We start from the raw sequence: 16,706 nt of genomic DNA, 5'->3' as shown, positions 1-16,706 counted from the left end.
CGTTTCTATAGTGTGTCAAATTGGGCGGCCTGCTTATCCGTCCAAAGGACAGTGATACGAAACCCGTCTTCGGTCTGCTTTTCGGATTGTACAACATCCTGCCGGAACAACCACGCCCGCTTGTTACCTTCCGCAAAGGTCAGGTTCAGAACAACCTCGTGCCGGGCCCCTTGCAGGATTGCCGCAATCTCGGACAGCAAAGGGATCACGCCTTCGCCGGAAACCGCCGAAATGGCAAATATGGCCGGATCGCGATCTGCCCTCGCCAATGTGGCATCTTTTTCTTCGGCGCTCAGCAAGTCAGTCTTGTTCCAAACCTCAAGCCGGGGACGTTCTTCGTCGACACCAAGCGAGGTCAGGATTGCTTCGACATCCTGCGCCTGTGCTTCGGTTTCTTCATGGCTGATATCACGCACATGAACAATCAGATCAGCGCCCAACACTTCTTCAAGCGTGGCTCGAAAAGACGCCACAAGCTCGGTCGGCAGGTTCGAGATAAAACCCACCGTATCCGACAGGATCACTTCCGGGCCATCGGGCAGTTGCACGCGGCGCATAGTTGGATCCAGCGTGGCAAACAACATGTCCTTGGCCAACACTTCGGCCCCGGTCAGCCGATTGAACAGGGTGGATTTCCCGGCATTGGTATATCCAACCAATGCAACGATCGGGTATGGCACCTTGGCCCGCGCGGCACGATGCAATGTGCGGGTCTTGACCACTTTCTGCAATTGGCGGCGCAGACGCACCAGTTGTTCGTCAATGGCGCGACGGTCAGCTTCGATCTGGGTCTCGCCGGGTCCGCCGACAAATCCCAAGCCGCCACGCTGACGTTCAAGGTGGGTCCAGGCCCGCACCAGCCGTGTCCGCTGATAGCTGAGCGCAGCCATTTCGACCTGCAACACCCCTTCTCGGGTACGCGCACGGTCGCTGAAAATCTCAAGGATCAGCCCGGTCCGGTCGAGGATCTTGACCTTCCATGCCTTTTCCAGATTGCGCTGCTGAACCGGAGTCACTGGCCCATCGATCAGAACCAGCTCAACCTCGTTTTCACGAAGCCGCTCACCCAGTTCTTCGATCTTGCCACTGCCAAACAAATAGCCGGGTTGGGCACGTTGCAGGCGTACGATTTCAGACCCGATCACATCCAGATCGGGCAAAGCAGCAGCCAGCGCAACCGCCTCGGCCAGCGCTGGTTCAGGAACGCGGCGCTGTTCATCTGATTTGATTTCGGGATGCAGCACCCAGGCCCGGGTGCGCGTCCGGTCATGTTCCATCAAGAGGCGTCTTCGCCCTCATACAGGTTGATCGGCTGTGATGGCATGATGGTTGATATTGCGTGTTTGTACACCAGCTGCGACTGTCCGTCGCGGCGCAACAATACACAGAAATTGTCGAACCAGGTGATCACACCCTGCAATTTCACGCCATTGATCAGGAAAATTGTAACCGGAACCTTAGCTTTCCGTACATTGTTCAGGAAAGCATCCTGAAGATTCTGTCTGTCCGAAGCCATATTTTGATAATCTCGCCATTGTTCTTGCTACGCGTTGCGGACCAACGCGCTCCCTCCCGGTAAGTATGGAGTGCCGCGGTAAGATATTCCAGACGAAAAATTAAGCACTAAAGACGACGGGATCCAACCGGTTCAATCCCGCCACAGCGAAGGGGTGATCAGGGCGATGATCGCAAGCGTCTCGAGCCGACCAATGACCATCGCCGCGCACAGCGTCAGCTTGGCGCCTGCGGACAGGTCGATCAACCGGATCGGTACATCAGTGGCCAATTCAATCAGTGGGCCTGTTGTGCTGAGTGTCGCGACACTGAGCACCATGGCCTGTTCAAACCCTGCCCCCATTGCGGCCAGCAAAACGTTGAACACTGCCAATGTCAGCGCGAAGAGCATCAGAAAAATCCAGGCGATAAACGCGCCGTCCCTTTGAATGCGTCGGTTGCCGCCTCCAACCCCGCTGACCGACGAGGGATAGATCAACCGGTCGATCTCGCGCGCACCGTTCAGGTACAGGGCAAAGACCCGCAGTAATTTCACGCCGCCAGCCGTGGTCGCAACCCCGCCACCGATCAGGGCCAGCCCCATCAGCAACAATCCGGGCGTTCCCAGGCCCGACAGTTGCTGCGCGTCATCCCAGTTTGCGCTTTCAAACCCTGCTGTTGTCAGGAAAGCCAGAACAGTGAACAGCATACCCCAAATGACCTGCAATGCCTGCAAAGGTTCGATTTGCCTGCCGATTTCCGTAACGCCTGCAATAACGCGAAAGAACAGTAGCGCTGCAACGGCCAGAACAATCATCAGGCCAATGCGAAACTCCGGGTCCGCATCCAGGCGGGAATAACCGGACGTTGCCGTGTCGGTCGAAAATGTCAGGCGCGAAAGGGCAAAGAACAGGAACAGAAACAGGATCGCCTCGCCCGTGAAGCCCGCTTGCGCGCCTTCCATGCCACCCACCGGAGAAATTCCGGACGTCGCCATGACCGACATTGCGTGGCAAACGGCTGTCAGACCATTTTCGCCATCAATCAGAAGAAGGATCCAGATCACTGCCGTCAGCCCGGCATAGACCGGGGTCAGTCCCTTTGCCACACGGATCAATCGACCGCGCGGATCAACGCGTTCGCTTTGCGCAACACCCGACACGGGGCGACCCGGCTGACCACGGGCCGTGACCTCGAACCCCCCCAAGGACAAAGGGGCAAGGATCGCAGCGGCGGCAATCCACATCAGCAAACCGCCCATCCAACCAACCAAGGCGCGCCACAGGTGCAGCGGGGCCGTCAGGCGATCTGGATCTGGAAACAGATCCGCTCCCGTGGTTGTCAGGGCACTGACCATGTCAAAATAGGCGTTCAGGAATGTGGTCGTTCCCAGCGCATCGTGAAATGGAATTGCTAGAAAGACGGGAAGAATGGTGAAACATGCAAGCATCACCGCCAACTGCCCCAAAGTCCCGCGCCGTGGCACGCGATTGGACGAGGCCAATGCGATACTGGCGACCAGAAACAACCCGATTATGCCGGAATACAGAAACGACCGGGATGTGTCGTGATCATCCAGCGCCAGCGCGTAAACTGCCGGAACCCACATGGCCAGTGACGCAATAGCCCAGATCAGAAGAAACAGCGGCAACCGCCGCAATAGCCCGATCTGCTGTATCCCCGCACGCGCCATCAGAAGAAATCGATTGAAACCTGCATCAGGCGTTCGACCTCTGGCACGTCGTTGGCCATGGCAAAGATCGCGACGACATCCTTTTCATCGATCCTGAGGCTGCCCGTCGGTCGCATGACCTCATCTCCTTTGCGCACGGCCCCCACCAATACGCCCTCGGGAAAATCGATGTCGCGCAGCCTTTGACCCGCCATGGGAGAGGTTGACAGAACCTCAGCCTCGATCACTTCGGCCTCAGCATCTCCGATCGAGTAGACCTGTCGCACCCGGCCATGACGGATGTGGCGCAAGATCGAACTGACGGTGGTTGCGCGCGGATTGATATACGCATCAATCCCCAAAGGTCCCATCAGGGCCACCATACTGGGATCATTGATCAAAGCGATCGCCAGGGCACAACCCTCGGATTTGGCGCGTACAGCGGCCAGCATATTCGTGCGGTCATCATCCGTAACCGCCAGCATTGCATCCGCCCTGTCGATACCGGCCTCGCTCAACAAACCGGCATCCAGACCATCACCGTGCAGCACAATCGTTCGTTCCAGCGCCTCGGCGGCGATCTCGGCACACCGCCGATCCCGCTCGACAATCTTGGCGCGCACGCGGCTCTTTTGTTCTTCCAGAGTTCGCGCCACTTCAAGCCCGACATTGCCCCCGCCCACGATCACCACACGATCCTGACGCTTTTGGGTCTTGCCAAACACTTCCATGGTGCGATCCACGTCTTTTACATTGGTAAAGACGTAGCATTCATCGCCTATAAACAACTGATCCTCGGATTCTGGTGCAAAAAGCGTGCCATCGCGACGCACCCCGACTACGATCGAACTGAGCGTCGAGAACAAATCGGTCAATTGCCGCAAGGGTGTGTTCACAATCGGGCAGTCTTCATCCACGCGAATACCCAAAAGCTGCGCCTTGCCGTCCATGAAAATCTCGGTGTCGAAGGCGGACGGGGCCGACAGGCGGCGCATCGCGGCTGCGGCCACTTCGCGTTCGGGGCTGATCACCACATCAATCGGCAGATGATCGCGCCGGTAAAGGTCCGAGTGGATCGCCTCAAGATAGGATTTTGACCGCAGTCGCGCGATCTTGCGCTGGATCGAAAAGACCGAATGCGCCATCTGGCAAGTGACCATGTTCACTTCATCCGAATGGGTCGCAGCGATGATCATGTCCGCATCGCGCGCGCCTGCCCTTTCAAGCACATCGGGATAACTTGCAAACCCGGCGATCCCCTGCACGTCCAGCGTTTCGGTCGCCCGCCGAACCAGGTCGGGATTGTTGTCGACAACGGTGACGTCGTTCAATTCACCCGAAAGGTGCCGCGCAATCTGCCAGCCGACCTGACCCGCGCCGCAAATAATGACCTTCATGTTTCTGGCCCTTCTGCCTGAAAGGATTGAATGACAGATGCCCCCAAAGCGGTCAATTGAATTGTCATCGCTGATCAGCTGCGGCAAGATAAGCATATGAAAACGCTGTTTCCTATGCTGGTGCCCCTGATGGTGCTGTCCTCGTGCGGGCCGCTCTCGCTTTACTATCGCGAGGGTGAAACCGTGTCACGTCTGCAAAAAGAGACCACCCAGTGTCAGCTTAGGGCGGTCAAAGAGGTGCCAGTTGCCAATCAGATCCGCCAAAGTCCACCGACATATTGGCCCGGGCGCACGTATTGCGACGGCAGGGGTCGTTGCTATCAATCCCCGGGCTGGTGGCAGCCCGGCAGGGTCTATACCGTCGATGTGAATCAGGGTCTGCGAAACACGGTTGAGGCGCAATGCATGGCCGAAAAGGGATTTCGCCCTGTCAGTTTGCCGCCCTGCAAGCAAAATGTGAAATCGCGTGTACCATTGGCGCGAACAACAACATTGCCGCCCCTCAACAGTGCTTCATGCTTTGTGAAATTCGATGACGGGTCGTTTCAGATCATCACTCCGGGGCAAGCCGGGTAAGCAAAACCACGGTACCTCCGATTGATCATTCCAGTCCGGTTCAAGCGCGTTTGCGCCGCGCGGCAAGCCACAAATGAAGCGCCATGGCAACAGCATAGAACCCGACCACGGCAATCAACATGCCTGCTTCACTGGTCCGCCACAGTATTGCAAGCAAAACAGGTGTGCCCAATAGGTTACCCGCATTCCCCATCTGCGCCATCGCACCATAGCTCAGCGCCTGGCTTTCGGGTGTCGAGTTCAACTGCGGCACCGCCGCAAAGCTGCCGCCCTGAACAAGCCCCAGCACCGCAAAAAGCGCAATGCAGACCACGGGCAACGGGGCGCCAAGAAACAGGGCGCCTATCGTAAGGATAGACAGCCCGAAACCGAGGGTAACAACAAAAACAGCAGAACAAACGTTCAGCAACACTGGGACGGTAATCCAGGAAATCACGATCCCGGCCAACGGCATCAGACCAGCAATCATCGCACTGACATCGTCCGGCAATCTTCCCGGAAGAATGGCCAGCAGCGAGACAAAGGTCAGCGTGTAAAAGAACCACCCGAGCGCCGGCGCCGACACAAACGCAGAACGATAGGTCTCTACGTGTATGCCAATCAGTGTTCGAACGTTCCAAAAAGGATTGTTCGCCAAAGCCGACGCACTGTTGGGACGGAAAGACACGATCAAGCCGGCGATCAGAAACATCAGCACGCCATGGGTAGCAAAATAAACCGGAAGCCCGACCCGAGAGATCAATGGAAGCCCAAGCCATGCGTTCAGGGCAAAGGCGACGCCAAAGAAACTGCTCCACAAAACCAATGCCGCGTTGCGCCATTTTCCAATCGTGATTTGCGCAATCAGTGTTGGTGCTGCGACAACGATGGCCAGATGAGAGACCCCTTCGACAACGCGACTGACCAGAATCAGGCCCAAACTGGGGATACTGGCCTGAAACAGGGACACCGCCCCGCCAAGGATCAAGCCAAACATCAGCAGCCGGACAGGTCCCACTCGCCCGGCTATCGCGCCGGACAATGCACCAAGAATCGCGCCAATCAGGCTGATGACTGACAAAAGCCAGCCAATCTTGTCCGCGTGCGCAGGATAGAGGGCTGCGACTTGAGCAAAAGGAACCGCAATTTTGGCGAATTGGGTCGCCGCACCTAGCCCGGCAAGCCAAAGCAACAAAACCTGTAACAAGATGCGTAATGGATGGGGCATAAGCCGGTTCTACTGCACCCGACCTCACAGGAATACGCATAAATTATGCGCGTCCCGACCGTGCCCCACTGACCAGCCGGACCGGCGTTCCATCCGACAGGTACAACCGTTCCCAGGTGATCTGTCCGGCGCTGATCCGGATACGGTCGTGCCGCGCTTCGGAGGTTACAAACGACTTGGGGTTGGGCGCGTGCAAATCCCACCATCCCTCATCCTGTAGCTCGGCCTCAGCCTGGCGGATCTCGTCCGTCGCAAATTGCCAGAGGGATACGCCAAGCAGTGCCCGTTGGGAGGTTTTCCAGTCCCGCGCCCGCCGGCGGGAATAGGCCAGGCACATGTGGCTGGCCTCCTCAACCAGATGGATGCAGTCGGCCGAGTTCACGACAAGCCGTCTTAACGCGTTGTCATCCGCCCTGAAAGGAGCCAGCGCAGCAAACACCGAGTGTTGCAGATCAGGCGTTGGAAGCTGAACCCCGTTCTCCCATCTGGAAACCGTGGTCTGATCGACCTCCAGAACCTTGGCCAGCGCTGCTTGTTTCAACCCGATCGACCGTCGAAGACGCTTTAAACGCCTGCCAAAAGCCGGGTAGCCTTCGATGAACCGGCCCGTCAGATCAGAGTTTACCGTTCTCGCCATCAGTTCCACACATCCGTCTGCCCGTGAACTATGACCCCAGACTCATTCTGCCGGTTCGGGCTCGTCGATTTGCGCGACCCGCGCACCGGATTTGTTCGAGGTCACAACACCCAGCGACTTTAGCTTGCGATGCAGCGCACTGCGTTCCATGCCGACAAAGCTGGCGGTGCGGCTGATATTGCCGCCAAAGCGGTTGATCTGGGTCAGCAGATATTCTCGCTCGAACGCTTCGCGGGCCTCGCGCAGCGGCAGAGTGGCCAGCGCACCCGACAAGACAACGCGGCCCGACTCTTCGGCCTTGTCTTCTTCGCTTGGCAGCTCGCGCGCTTCAATCGGGCCGGTGCCGTCACCCAGGATCAAAACACGTTCGATCAGGTTCTTCAGCTGACGCACGTTACCCGGCCAGGTCATGGTCTGAAGCAAAGCGACCGCCTCTTCCGACAGCTCCCGCATGGGCAACCCTTGGGTTTCATTACACATTTCAATGAAATGCTGTGCCAGAACCGGAATATCTTCGCGCCTGTCCTCGAGAGAGGGAACGGTAATCGGTACCACATTCAGACGGTGATACAGCTCTTCCCGGAAACGTTCGGCCGCGATTTCATCATCAAGATCCTTGTTGGTTGATGAGATCACCCGAAGGTCCACGCGCACTTTGTCCGAGCCACCCACGCGCTGGAATTGCTGATCCACCAGCACACGCAGGATCTTGGACTGTGTGCCCAAAGGCATGTCGGAAACTTCATCAAAATAGACCACGCCGCCGTGGGCTTCTTCCAGCAATCCGGATTCCACACCGCGTTCGGCCGATTCCCGACCAAACAGAACTTCTTCCACACGCTCAGGCTCAATCCCAGCGCAGTTGACGGTCACGAACGGAGCGTTCGCACGGTTGGAGTGGGCATGGATATAACGCGCAGCGATTTCCTTGCCAGAACCCGCAGGCCCACGCAGCATGACGCGACCGTTTGATTTGGTCACCTTGTCCAACTGCCCCTGCATGGCCCGGAACGACGCGGATTTGCCGATCATATCCGAGTTGTTGACCTCTTTCCGCTTCAGGGACGCGTTCTCGCGCCGCAGACGAGACGTCTCCATCGCGCGGCGGATCACCACCATCAACTGGTCAATGTTAAAGGGCTTCTCGATAAAGTCGTAAGCACCCTGTTTGATGGCCGCTACAGCGATTTCAATGTTGCCGTGGCCGGAAATAATCACCACCGGCACATCCGGGTTATCACGCTTTACCGCCTTGAGAATATCGATCCCGTCCATGCGGCTGTCTTTCAGCCAGATATCCAGAATCAACAGACCCGGCGGTTCGGAATTGATCGACGCCATGCACTCGTCCGAGTTGGCTGCCAGCCGGGTTGAATAGCCTTCGTCCTCCAGAATGTCGGACACCAGCTCGCGAATATCGCGCTCGTCATCTACGATCAGAATGTCGCTCATCTTTGGCCTGCTTTCAGTTTGTTGGTTCTAATTGCCTGCTTCTGTGGCGCAACGGTTGGGGACATACTTGCCCCAGGCAAACGGATCACAGCCATTGCGCCAAAATGGCCCTGTCCGTCAAATACGGGCGCGTCCTCAAGGGTCAGCGCGCCGCCGTGCTCTTCTATGATTTTCTTGACAATCGGAAGGCCCAATCCGGTCCCTTCGTCGCGTGTCGTTACATAAGGTTCAAACAAACGCGCCCGGTCCTCCGGCAGACCGATCCCATTGTCTGCAATGGTGATGACTGTACCTGCATCATCGCTTGAAAGAGCCACCTTGATCTGTGGTTTCAGGTTTTCCGGGGCCCCTTTTTCTTTCAAGGTAACAATAGCTTCTCCGGCATTCTTAATCAGGTTGGTCAACGCTTGGTTGAGCATGGTCGCATCTACATCCGCCATGATTGGCTGCTGCGGCAGGTCAGCGTCAATCTGTACGTCCGGTTGTCCCGCGTGCTGCAAAAGAACGGCTTCGCGCACCAGTTCGACTAAGTCCTCTTCGCGGCGAACGGGTTCGGGCATCCGCGCGAACTTGGAAAACTCGTCCACGATACGCCGCAGGTCGTTTGTTTGCCGCACGATGACACCGGTCATCGATTCAAGGCTGCCGCTGTCTTCCTCATCCAGTTTGCGGGCAAACTTGCGCTTGATGCGCTCTGCGCTGAGCTGGATCGGCGTCAATGGGTTCTTGATTTCATGTGCAATACGGCGGGCCACGTCACCCCACGCTGCCATTCGCTGCGCGCTGACCAAATCGGTTACATCATCAAAGGCAACCACATAGCCTTCCAACCCGCCATCCTGTCCGCGACGGATGGCCATGCGGACCAGCAGGTTCTCCAGCCGCCCCTTGCGTGTGACCTTGATCTCGCCCTGAACGGCTTCTTGTCCGCTGTCCTTGAGGCTCTCAAACAAAGGCAGAAACTCGGGAACCGCAATGCCGATAGCCAGGTGTTCTTCGCCCCGCGACCAGTCCAGCAAGCGTTCAGCCGAACGGTTGACGAAGGTAACGCATCCATCGGGATCCACGCCGACAACACCGGACGTGACCGAACTGAGCACGGAATCAAACAGGCGACGCCTGCTTTCGATTTGCTGGGTGTTTTCCAGCAGCGTGTCCCGCTGCCCCTTGAGTTGTCGGGTCATCTGGTTGAAATATCGGCCCAACATCGCGATTTCGTCGTCGCTGGCCTCTTCGATCACCTGAACGCTCAAGTCTCCGGCGCCGACCCGCTGCGCCGCCGTGGTCAAACGTCCTACCGGGCGCGACAGGCGTTCGGCAAACCACATCCCCAGCGACATCGCAGCCAGGATCAGGATCAGCGCAAAGCCGAGATACAGCAGGCCGAACTCGAACAGTACCCTGCCCCGTTCACTCTCTAATTGTTGATAAAACTGTGCCGTTTCCTTGGTGTCATCCAGCAGTGTCAACAACTGCCCATCCACCTCGCGGCTGACATACAGGTAACGGTCCAGATAAGCGGTAAGCGGCACCAGCGCACGGAATTCATTATTCGGCCAGTCGGCAATGATCAGCAGCCCCTTATCTGCCGCTTCGGTCATCTGTTCCGCTGTAGGCGCCTCGTAGTTGAACAGATAGGATCGATCCCCGCGCGACCGGATTTCGCCCGTGCCGTCGATGACATAGGCCTCGCGCAATCCGCGCTGAATCCGGGCCTGCCCCTGCGCCAGAACCTCGCGGAGTTCGGCATCAGAAATGTAAAATTCCACTGAGCGTGCATTGTTCAGGAACCGCGCTAGGACGGTTGCGTCCTGCGTCAGACCGCTGCGATGTTCCTGCTCATAAGCCTCTGCCGCCGTAAGGGAAGACCCGACAACCTGGCGCACGCGATCCGAAAACCAGCCTTCCAGACCGATATTCACGGTCAGGCCAGCAAAAATGGCGACCGTAACGGTCGGAACCAGCGCAAGCAGCGTAAACGCCCCGATCAGGCGCAAATGCAGACGCGAGCCTGCCGACTTGGCCCGCCTTGCAGCAATCAGGCTGCCCAACTGACTGAGCACCAAAGCTGCCACAACCAGAACATAGACAAGATCAGCCAGCAGAATCAGCCGCAATGTCGGCGCGGTCGCACCTAGGTCAAAAGGACCAATGACGAGGTATGTGGCAAGCGCCAGAACTGGCCCCATGAGGACCAGCCCAAAGGTGCCGAAATTGCGCAGTTTCCGTGATTTACGCCATCGACCAATCGATGGGATCATCCCGCTCTGTGCTCGGGTTGCCACCGTCTGCCCTCATCCTGATGTGCCGCTTGTGCGGCTTACCGCCATATGTCGTGATCTTTTCCCGACAGATGCCGGGATGCCACGGTTTGTGTGGCGATATTACATCAGTTTGCGGCGCCGTGTCACCTGTATATCGAGATCTGTTATCTTTTTTCGCAGCGTATTTCGGTTAATCCCCAGTAAATCAGCACATTTTGCCTGGTTCCCACCAGTTGCATCCAATGCGATTTCGATCAGCGGGGCCTCAACCTCACGCAAAATCCGCTGATAAAGGCCCGGCGGCGGCAATATATTGCCGTGCAGATCGAAATACCGTCGCAGGTGACGCTCGACCGAGGTTGAAAGCTTCTCGCGTTCGCCGCCGCTCAGAACCGGCGCAGCCTCAGGCTGGCTGCCCAACACCATTTCCACCTCGGCCTTCGAAATCTCATCTGCCCGGCTGGTCAGCCCCAAACGGCGAACGGCGTTTTCCAGTTGCCGGACGTTCCCTGGCCATGAATAGCGCCGCACCAACTCAACCGCTTCCGGGCTGAGCCACCGCTTGTTTCCGCTTTCCTTCTCTTCCCGGGCCAGGAAATGTTCGGCCAGCAGTTGAATATCGTCGACCCTTTCACGCAACGAGGGCACGTGGATCGTCGCCCCGCACAAACGATAGTACAAGTCCTGACGGATACGGCCGTTTTCCATTCCATCGGTCAAGTTTGTCTGGCTGGTTGCCATGAAACGCGGAACATGATCGCCGGGCGTGTCCATCATACGCACCACGCGGGCTTGAATTTCATCGCCGATATCCGCGATTTCATCTATCAGCAGCGTACCGCCACGCACCCGCGCCATCACGCGGGCCGGGCCCTCCAGATCGCTTAGGTCGGCTGCGGTGACTGTGACAAAGGGCAATGTACGCCGATCCGAAAAGTCGTGAATTGCCCGGGCGATCAGCGACTTACCCGTTCCGCTTTCACCCGAGATCATAACCGGCAGGTCGGTGTTCATCACGCGGGCGACCAACCGATACAAAGCCTGCATGACTGGCGTGCGGCCGACCAGCGGCAGCTCATCCGGACGCTCACCACCTGCCTGTATGGGTTCCGGCTGTGCGCGCTGCTTCTGATCCAGCGCCCGCGCCGTGCGCTTCATCAAATCCGGCAGGTCAAACGGTTTGGGCAGATAGTCATATGCGTCAGCCTCAGCCGCCTGAATCGCGGTCATGATCGTGTTTTGCGCGGAAATCACGATAACCGGTAATCCAGGGCGATCCTTTGCGATCTTCGGCAGCATCTCCAGACCGTTGCCATCGGGCATGACAACGTCCGAGATCACCACGTCGCCTTTGCCTTCGCCGACCCAACGCATCAGGGTGGTCAGCGAAGACGTTGCGTGCACCTTGCATCCGGCCCGCGTCAGCGCCTGAGTCAGAACGGTGCGGATAGTGCGGTCGTCATCCGCAACCAGTACGGTGCCATCCATCAGGTGCTCTCCTTCTTGTGCTCTGTTGCATCTCGCGGCGCGCGGCGCAGCGACAGTTTGAAAACGGTGCGGCCGGGCACGGAGTCGGCCGAAATCCAACCGTCATGGTCGGAAACGATCTTGCTGACCAGCGCCAGTCCCAGACCGGTGCCGTTTTCCTTGCCAGACACGAACGGGTCAAAAATGTCACCGCGGATATCCTCGGGCAGGCCCGGACCGTCATCGATGATCTCGATCTGCAACGGCAGGGAATGACCCGATCCATCACTTCGGCGCAGGCGGAAGGAATGTTCGAAATACGTGCGCAGACGGATTGTTCCGCCCTGAGGCCCCGCGGCCTCGGATGCGTTTTTCAGCAGGTTCAGAACCACCTGAAGAAACTGGTCCGGATCGCCATAGGCCAGCGGCAATGACGGATCGTAATCCTCGATGATTGTCATATCCGCGCCAAATCCCAGCAGCGCGGACCGCCTTGCACGGTCCAGTACATCGTGGATATTGACCGGCCTGAGGTCCGGTTTCTGCAAGTTGCCGAATTGCTCGACCTGTTCCAGAAGCTTCACGATCCTGCGGCTTTCGGCCACAATAAGGTCTGTAAGTTCAAGATCCTGTGACGAAATATTCATGCTCAGCAGTTGCGCTGCACCGGTAATCCCGGCCAGTGGGTTCTTAATTTCGTGCGCCAGCATCTCGGCCATGCCAATCGCCGACTGCGCCGCTGACTTGACCGTGTTGCCCAAGGTCATCCGGCCCGCCAGTTCACGAGGCGATATGATCATGATCATCGACCCCGGATGCCCGACCAGAGGCGCGATTTGCAACGCACATTGCAAGGGTGCACGATTCCCAGAACCCGCATCCACGTCATTAACGAACAGTGGCGTGCCTTGCGACCGGGCGCGCAGGAATGCTTCCTCAAGCGGCGCGTCAACGGCGATCTGGTCCCATACCGGATGCCCGATTACCGACCGGCGCGAGGCATTCAAAAACCCCTCGCCCGCCGAATTCACATCTGCGATGCGGTCGTTTTCATCAATAATGAAAGCCGGAACCGGCAAAGAGTTCCAGATGTTGGCGTTGGAGTTCATGCCGCCGCCTCGCCCGTTTCGGCAAGTGCATCCCCAAGAAGGCGCAGGACATCATCCGTGTTGCGCGACGTCAGAACCGCCCGGCGCAGCGGCGCAGGGGTTGCGGCCTGATCCATATACCATCCCAGATGCTTACGGGCGACACGCAGGCCCAGATCGGCACCGTAGAACCCCAGCATCGCCTGATAATGCGTGCGCACCATGTCGATCAGGTCATTCCCGACCGGAATATCCGGCGCATCCGCCCCGTAAAGGTCGTGACTGATCTGCGCCAGAAGCCAGGGTTTACCCTGCGCGCCACGCCCGACCATGACCCCATCTGCACCAGATTGTTCCAAAGCGGTTCGTGCGGCAGCTGTGTCTACAATATCTCCGTTCGCAATGACCGGAATCGACACGGCCTGTTTCACGGCCTGGATCGCGCTCCAGTCAGCGCGCCCCTTGTAGAACTGGCATCGCGTGCGTCCGTGGATCGTAACCATCTGAACGCCTGCCTCTTGTGCACGGCGCGCAACCTCGGGGGCATTCAGCAGGGTGTCATCCCACCCCAGACGGGTTTTCAATGTCACCGGAACGTCAACTGCACTGACAACGGCCTCGATCAGCGTCAGTGCGTGGTCCGGTGTTTTCAGCAGGGCCGAACCGGAATACCCATTTGTTACCTTCTTGGCGGGACACCCCATGTTGATGTCGATCACCCGCGCGCCCCGATCAGCAACCTGACGCGCGGCCTCGGCCATCCAATGCGCCTCGCGCCCTGCCAGTTGCACAGCTGTGTTTTCCACATCGGCGGACAGTTCGGCGCGTTCCCGCACTCCGGGTTTGGCCTGCACCATTTCCTGACTGGCGACCATTTCGCTGACGACCATGCCGGCGCCAAAGCGCATAACCAGATCCCGAAACGGGCGATCCGTGATTCCGGCCATCGGGGCCAGCAAAACCGGCGGTGTTAAGAGTTTGTCAGCGAAGCGCAAAGTCAACGTGCTTAATCCTTGGGCAGTTGCAGTTCTGATATCGAATTCTGCGCATATGAACAACAAAACGACGCGCAACAAGCCTGCAAAACCATCAAATGCCTATTTTTTAATCACAAGACCATAGGTGATTGCCTCTGCAATCACCGCCGCCTAAACAAACGCAACAAAATGGAGGGCGCCCGGCATGACCACAGCTGCCATCATAGTCGCCGCAGGCCGCGGCCTACGCGCCGGGGGCGACGTCCCAAAACAGTGGCGCAGCCTTGCAGGCCGCCGCGTGGCAGACTGGACAATCGATCGGTTCCGCGGACAGGTCGCCCATATCGTTCTGGTCTTATCCGACGAAGACACTCTGGCCTGGGGGGAGTTTCGTAACAACGATCTGATCCTCGCGACGGGCGGCACGGATCGCGCGGGTTCTGTGCGCAACGGTTTGAAGGCCCTGACACATCTCGAAGTGACGCGCGTCTTGATTCATGACGTTGCCCGACCTTGTGTTTCGTCGCGCACCATTCAGGATGTCTTGACCGCATTGGATGCACATCAGGCCGCAGCCCCCGGACTGGCGGTAACCGATGCCTTGTGGACAGGACAAGACGGGGCCGTGACAGGCACGCAAGACCGCAGCAACCTGTTTGCTGCACAGACACCGCAAGGCTTTCATTATGACACCATCTCCGCCGCCCATGCGGCGCATCCGGGCGGTGCTGCCGATGATGTTGAGGTTGCACGCGCTGCGGGGGTAGATGTCTGCATCGTACCGGGCGATGCGGACAACCTGAAGATCACTCACCCCGAGGATTTTGCCCGGGCGGAACGCATCATGGGAATGGATATGGATGTAAGACTTGGCAACGGCTATGACGTGCACCGGTTTGGCGACGGGGATCATGTGGTCCTTTGCGGTGTGAAGGTTCCCCATGATCGCGGGTTGCAGGGGCATTCGGATGCGGATGTCGGGATGCATGCTGTAACCGACGCGATTTATGGCGCATTGGCGCAAGGCGATATCGGACAGCATTTTCCTCCCTCGGATCCGCAATGGAAAGGTGCCGCCAGCGAGATATTTCTGCGTCACGCGGTCGAACTGGCCGGACAGATGGGGTATCGCATCTCGAACGTGGATTGCACGCTGGTCTGTGAATATCCGAAGATTGGCCCTCACGCCGCTGTCATGCGCGAAGAAATGTCCAAAATCATGGGCTTGCGGGCCGATCAGGTCTCGGTCAAGGCCACCACGTCCGAGCGTCTGGGCTTCACCGGTCGCGGTGAAGGCATCGCATCGATTGCGACGGCCTGTCTGGTGAAATCATGAACGCGGCGCAGTTGATTGGTACCGTTGGCGGTGTCGGATATATGCGCCCTGCCCCCGGCACCTGGGGTTCGCTGGCCGCGCTGCCGATGGCTTGGGGCCTGCACACGCTGGGGGGATTCCCATTGCTGGCAATCGCGACACTGGTGGTGTTCGCAGGCGGCCTGTGGGCCACGCGCGTGATGACCGACGGTCAGGACGATCACGACCCGTCGGAAATCGTTATTGATGAGGTTGCAGGCCAGTTCATTGCACTCTGGGCGATCTCATATCCGTCCTGGGCGCATGGGATCGACATAACCGCCCTCTGGCCCGGTTGGGTTGCCGGGTTTGCCCTGTTCCGCCTGTTCGACATCACCAAACCTGGCCCCGTCGGTTGGGCAGATCGTCGCGGCGATCCTATGGGAGTGATGCTGGACGACGTGATTGCGGGTATTCTCGCAGCCATTGGCGTGATGGTTCTGGCAGGCATCGCACACGGGGTTTTGGGCCTATGAACGTGCCCGACCTGCTGAACCGCGCCAAAGCGCAGGGCGTTATGATCGCCACAGCGGAAAGCTGCACCGGCGGTATGGTCGCTGCGGCCCTGACGGATATACCCGGCAGTTCGGCTGTCGTGGATCGGGGTTTTGTCACCTATACCAACAGGGCCAAACAGGACATGCTGGGTGTGTTGGCAGAAACCCTGGAGGCTTTCGGCGCAGTGTCCGAGCAGGTCGCTCGCGAAATGGCCGAAGGCGCATTGCGCAACTCACAAGCGCAGCTTGCCGTCGCGATTACCGGCATTGCCGGGCCGGGCGGGTCTGAATTTAAACCCGAAGGGCGCGTATGTTTCGGACTGGCCAGAGAAGGCCGGGAAACCCGGAGTGAAACGATTGAGTTTGGCGCGCAAGGGCGGGATGCGGTGCGCCGCGCCGCGCGGGACCATGCGCTGGCGTTACTTCTGACTGGACTTTCATAACACGCACGATTTTTAGGCATTATCTGCCCACAGCCGCCAAAACTGTCATCACTTTAACAAAAGGCGACAAAACGGGCGCTCATTTCGGGTGTTGCCTCTTTTTTCCTCACCTGCCCTCCGCTTCAAGGCTCTGCACATACACTCACTCGACCCCGGAGCGTTGTCAGATGACCTGCCCGGG

Annotated in this window: 15 protein-coding genes; 4 read left to right on the top strand and 11 right to left on the bottom strand. The window is 58.2% G+C overall.

Annotated elements, in window-relative coordinates; genetic code table 11:
* Positions 1-5: 5 nt before the first annotated feature.
* The 4 genes from hflX to trkA all read right to left on the bottom strand — a co-directional run bounded on the left by hflX (position 6) and on the right by trkA (position 4,563).
* Positions 6-1,277, bottom strand: a complete 1,272-nt coding sequence (hflX, locus tag I9188_RS01985; RefSeq protein WP_209503769.1) for a GTPase HflX — start codon at positions 1,275-1,277, stop codon at positions 6-8.
* On the bottom strand, positions 1,277-1,516 hold the full coding sequence (gene hfq, locus I9188_RS01980; RefSeq protein WP_005982826.1) for an RNA chaperone Hfq: 240 nt from the start codon (positions 1,514-1,516) through the stop codon (positions 1,277-1,279). Before hfq ends, hflX begins: the two co-directional genes overlap by 1 nt.
* 132 nt (positions 1,517-1,648) lie before the next feature.
* Positions 1,649-3,187, bottom strand: coding sequence for a potassium transporter TrkG (locus I9188_RS01975; protein ID WP_209503768.1), 1,539 nt, complete (start codon positions 3,185-3,187; stop codon positions 1,649-1,651).
* Positions 3,187-4,563 carry a Trk system potassium transporter TrkA gene (gene trkA, locus I9188_RS01970; protein WP_209503767.1) on the bottom strand — a complete coding sequence of 459 codons (1,377 nt, stop codon included), beginning with the start codon at positions 4,561-4,563 and terminating at the stop codon, positions 3,187-3,189. The genes I9188_RS01975 and trkA overlap by 1 nt, the downstream gene beginning before the upstream one ends.
* Positions 4,564-4,659: 96 nt before the next feature.
* Between trkA and I9188_RS01965 the strand changes: the two genes are divergently transcribed.
* A complete protein-coding gene (locus I9188_RS01965) occupies positions 4,660-5,139 on the top strand; it encodes a hypothetical protein (RefSeq protein ID WP_209503766.1) in 480 nt (159 codons plus the stop codon).
* 40 nt (positions 5,140-5,179) lie between these two features.
* On the opposite strand, the gene I9188_RS01960 is transcribed toward I9188_RS01965, so the two are convergent.
* The 7 genes from I9188_RS01960 to dusB all read right to left on the bottom strand — a co-directional run bounded on the left by I9188_RS01960 (position 5,180) and on the right by dusB (position 14,255).
* A complete protein-coding gene (locus tag I9188_RS01960; RefSeq protein WP_209503765.1) occupies positions 5,180-6,346 on the bottom strand; it encodes an MFS transporter in 1,167 nt (388 codons plus the stop codon).
* Positions 6,347-6,389: 43 nt separating this feature from the next.
* Positions 6,390-6,983 (bottom strand): helix-turn-helix transcriptional regulator, encoded by a 594-nt coding sequence (locus tag I9188_RS01955; RefSeq protein WP_209503764.1) that lies wholly within the window; start codon positions 6,981-6,983, stop codon positions 6,390-6,392.
* Positions 6,984-7,025: 42 nt separating this feature from the next.
* Positions 7,026-8,435 (bottom strand): sigma-54 dependent transcriptional regulator, encoded by a 1,410-nt coding sequence (locus tag I9188_RS01950; RefSeq protein ID WP_209503763.1) that lies wholly within the window; start codon positions 8,433-8,435, stop codon positions 7,026-7,028.
* On the bottom strand, positions 8,432-10,696 hold the full coding sequence (locus tag I9188_RS01945) for a PAS domain-containing sensor histidine kinase (RefSeq protein WP_209504880.1): 2,265 nt from the start codon (positions 10,694-10,696) through the stop codon (positions 8,432-8,434). Before I9188_RS01945 ends, I9188_RS01950 begins: the two co-directional genes overlap by 4 nt.
* A gap of 123 nt (positions 10,697-10,819) precedes the next feature.
* Positions 10,820-12,187 (bottom strand): response regulator, encoded by a 1,368-nt coding sequence (locus I9188_RS01940; protein WP_209503762.1) that lies wholly within the window; start codon positions 12,185-12,187, stop codon positions 10,820-10,822.
* Positions 12,187-13,275: an ATP-binding protein gene (locus tag I9188_RS01935; protein ID WP_209503761.1), complete on the bottom strand. Its 1,089-nt coding sequence runs from the start codon at positions 13,273-13,275 to the stop codon at positions 12,187-12,189. The genes I9188_RS01940 and I9188_RS01935 overlap by 1 nt, the downstream gene beginning before the upstream one ends.
* Positions 13,272-14,255 (bottom strand): tRNA dihydrouridine synthase DusB, encoded by a 984-nt coding sequence (gene dusB / locus I9188_RS01930; protein ID WP_280922351.1) that lies wholly within the window; start codon positions 14,253-14,255, stop codon positions 13,272-13,274. The genes I9188_RS01935 and dusB overlap by 4 nt, the downstream gene beginning before the upstream one ends.
* A gap of 181 nt (positions 14,256-14,436) precedes the next feature.
* Here dusB and I9188_RS01925 point away from each other — a divergent pair, with 181 nt between their 5' ends.
* Genes I9188_RS01925 through I9188_RS01915 form a run of 3 tightly spaced genes read left to right on the top strand, consistent with a single transcriptional unit; the run spans position 14,437 to position 16,525 of the window.
* Complete coding sequence (locus I9188_RS01925) at positions 14,437-15,567, top strand: bifunctional 2-C-methyl-D-erythritol 4-phosphate cytidylyltransferase/2-C-methyl-D-erythritol 2,4-cyclodiphosphate synthase (protein ID WP_209503759.1); 1,131 nt, start codon at positions 14,437-14,439, stop codon at positions 15,565-15,567.
* A complete protein-coding gene (locus tag I9188_RS01920; RefSeq protein ID WP_209503758.1) occupies positions 15,564-16,061 on the top strand; it encodes a phosphatidylglycerophosphatase A in 498 nt (165 codons plus the stop codon). Before I9188_RS01925 ends, I9188_RS01920 begins: the two co-directional genes overlap by 4 nt.
* Positions 16,058-16,525 carry a CinA family protein gene (locus I9188_RS01915; RefSeq protein ID WP_209503757.1) on the top strand — a complete coding sequence of 156 codons (468 nt, stop codon included), beginning with the start codon at positions 16,058-16,060 and terminating at the stop codon, positions 16,523-16,525. The genes I9188_RS01920 and I9188_RS01915 overlap by 4 nt, the downstream gene beginning before the upstream one ends.
* Positions 16,526-16,706: the final 181 nt, after the last annotated feature.

This window comes from Ruegeria sp. HKCCSA071, from assembly GCF_017872555.1.
Classification (GTDB): Bacteria; Pseudomonadota; Alphaproteobacteria; order Rhodobacterales; family Rhodobacteraceae; genus Ruegeria.
This window is presented reverse-complemented; position numbering and strand designations above follow the sequence as displayed.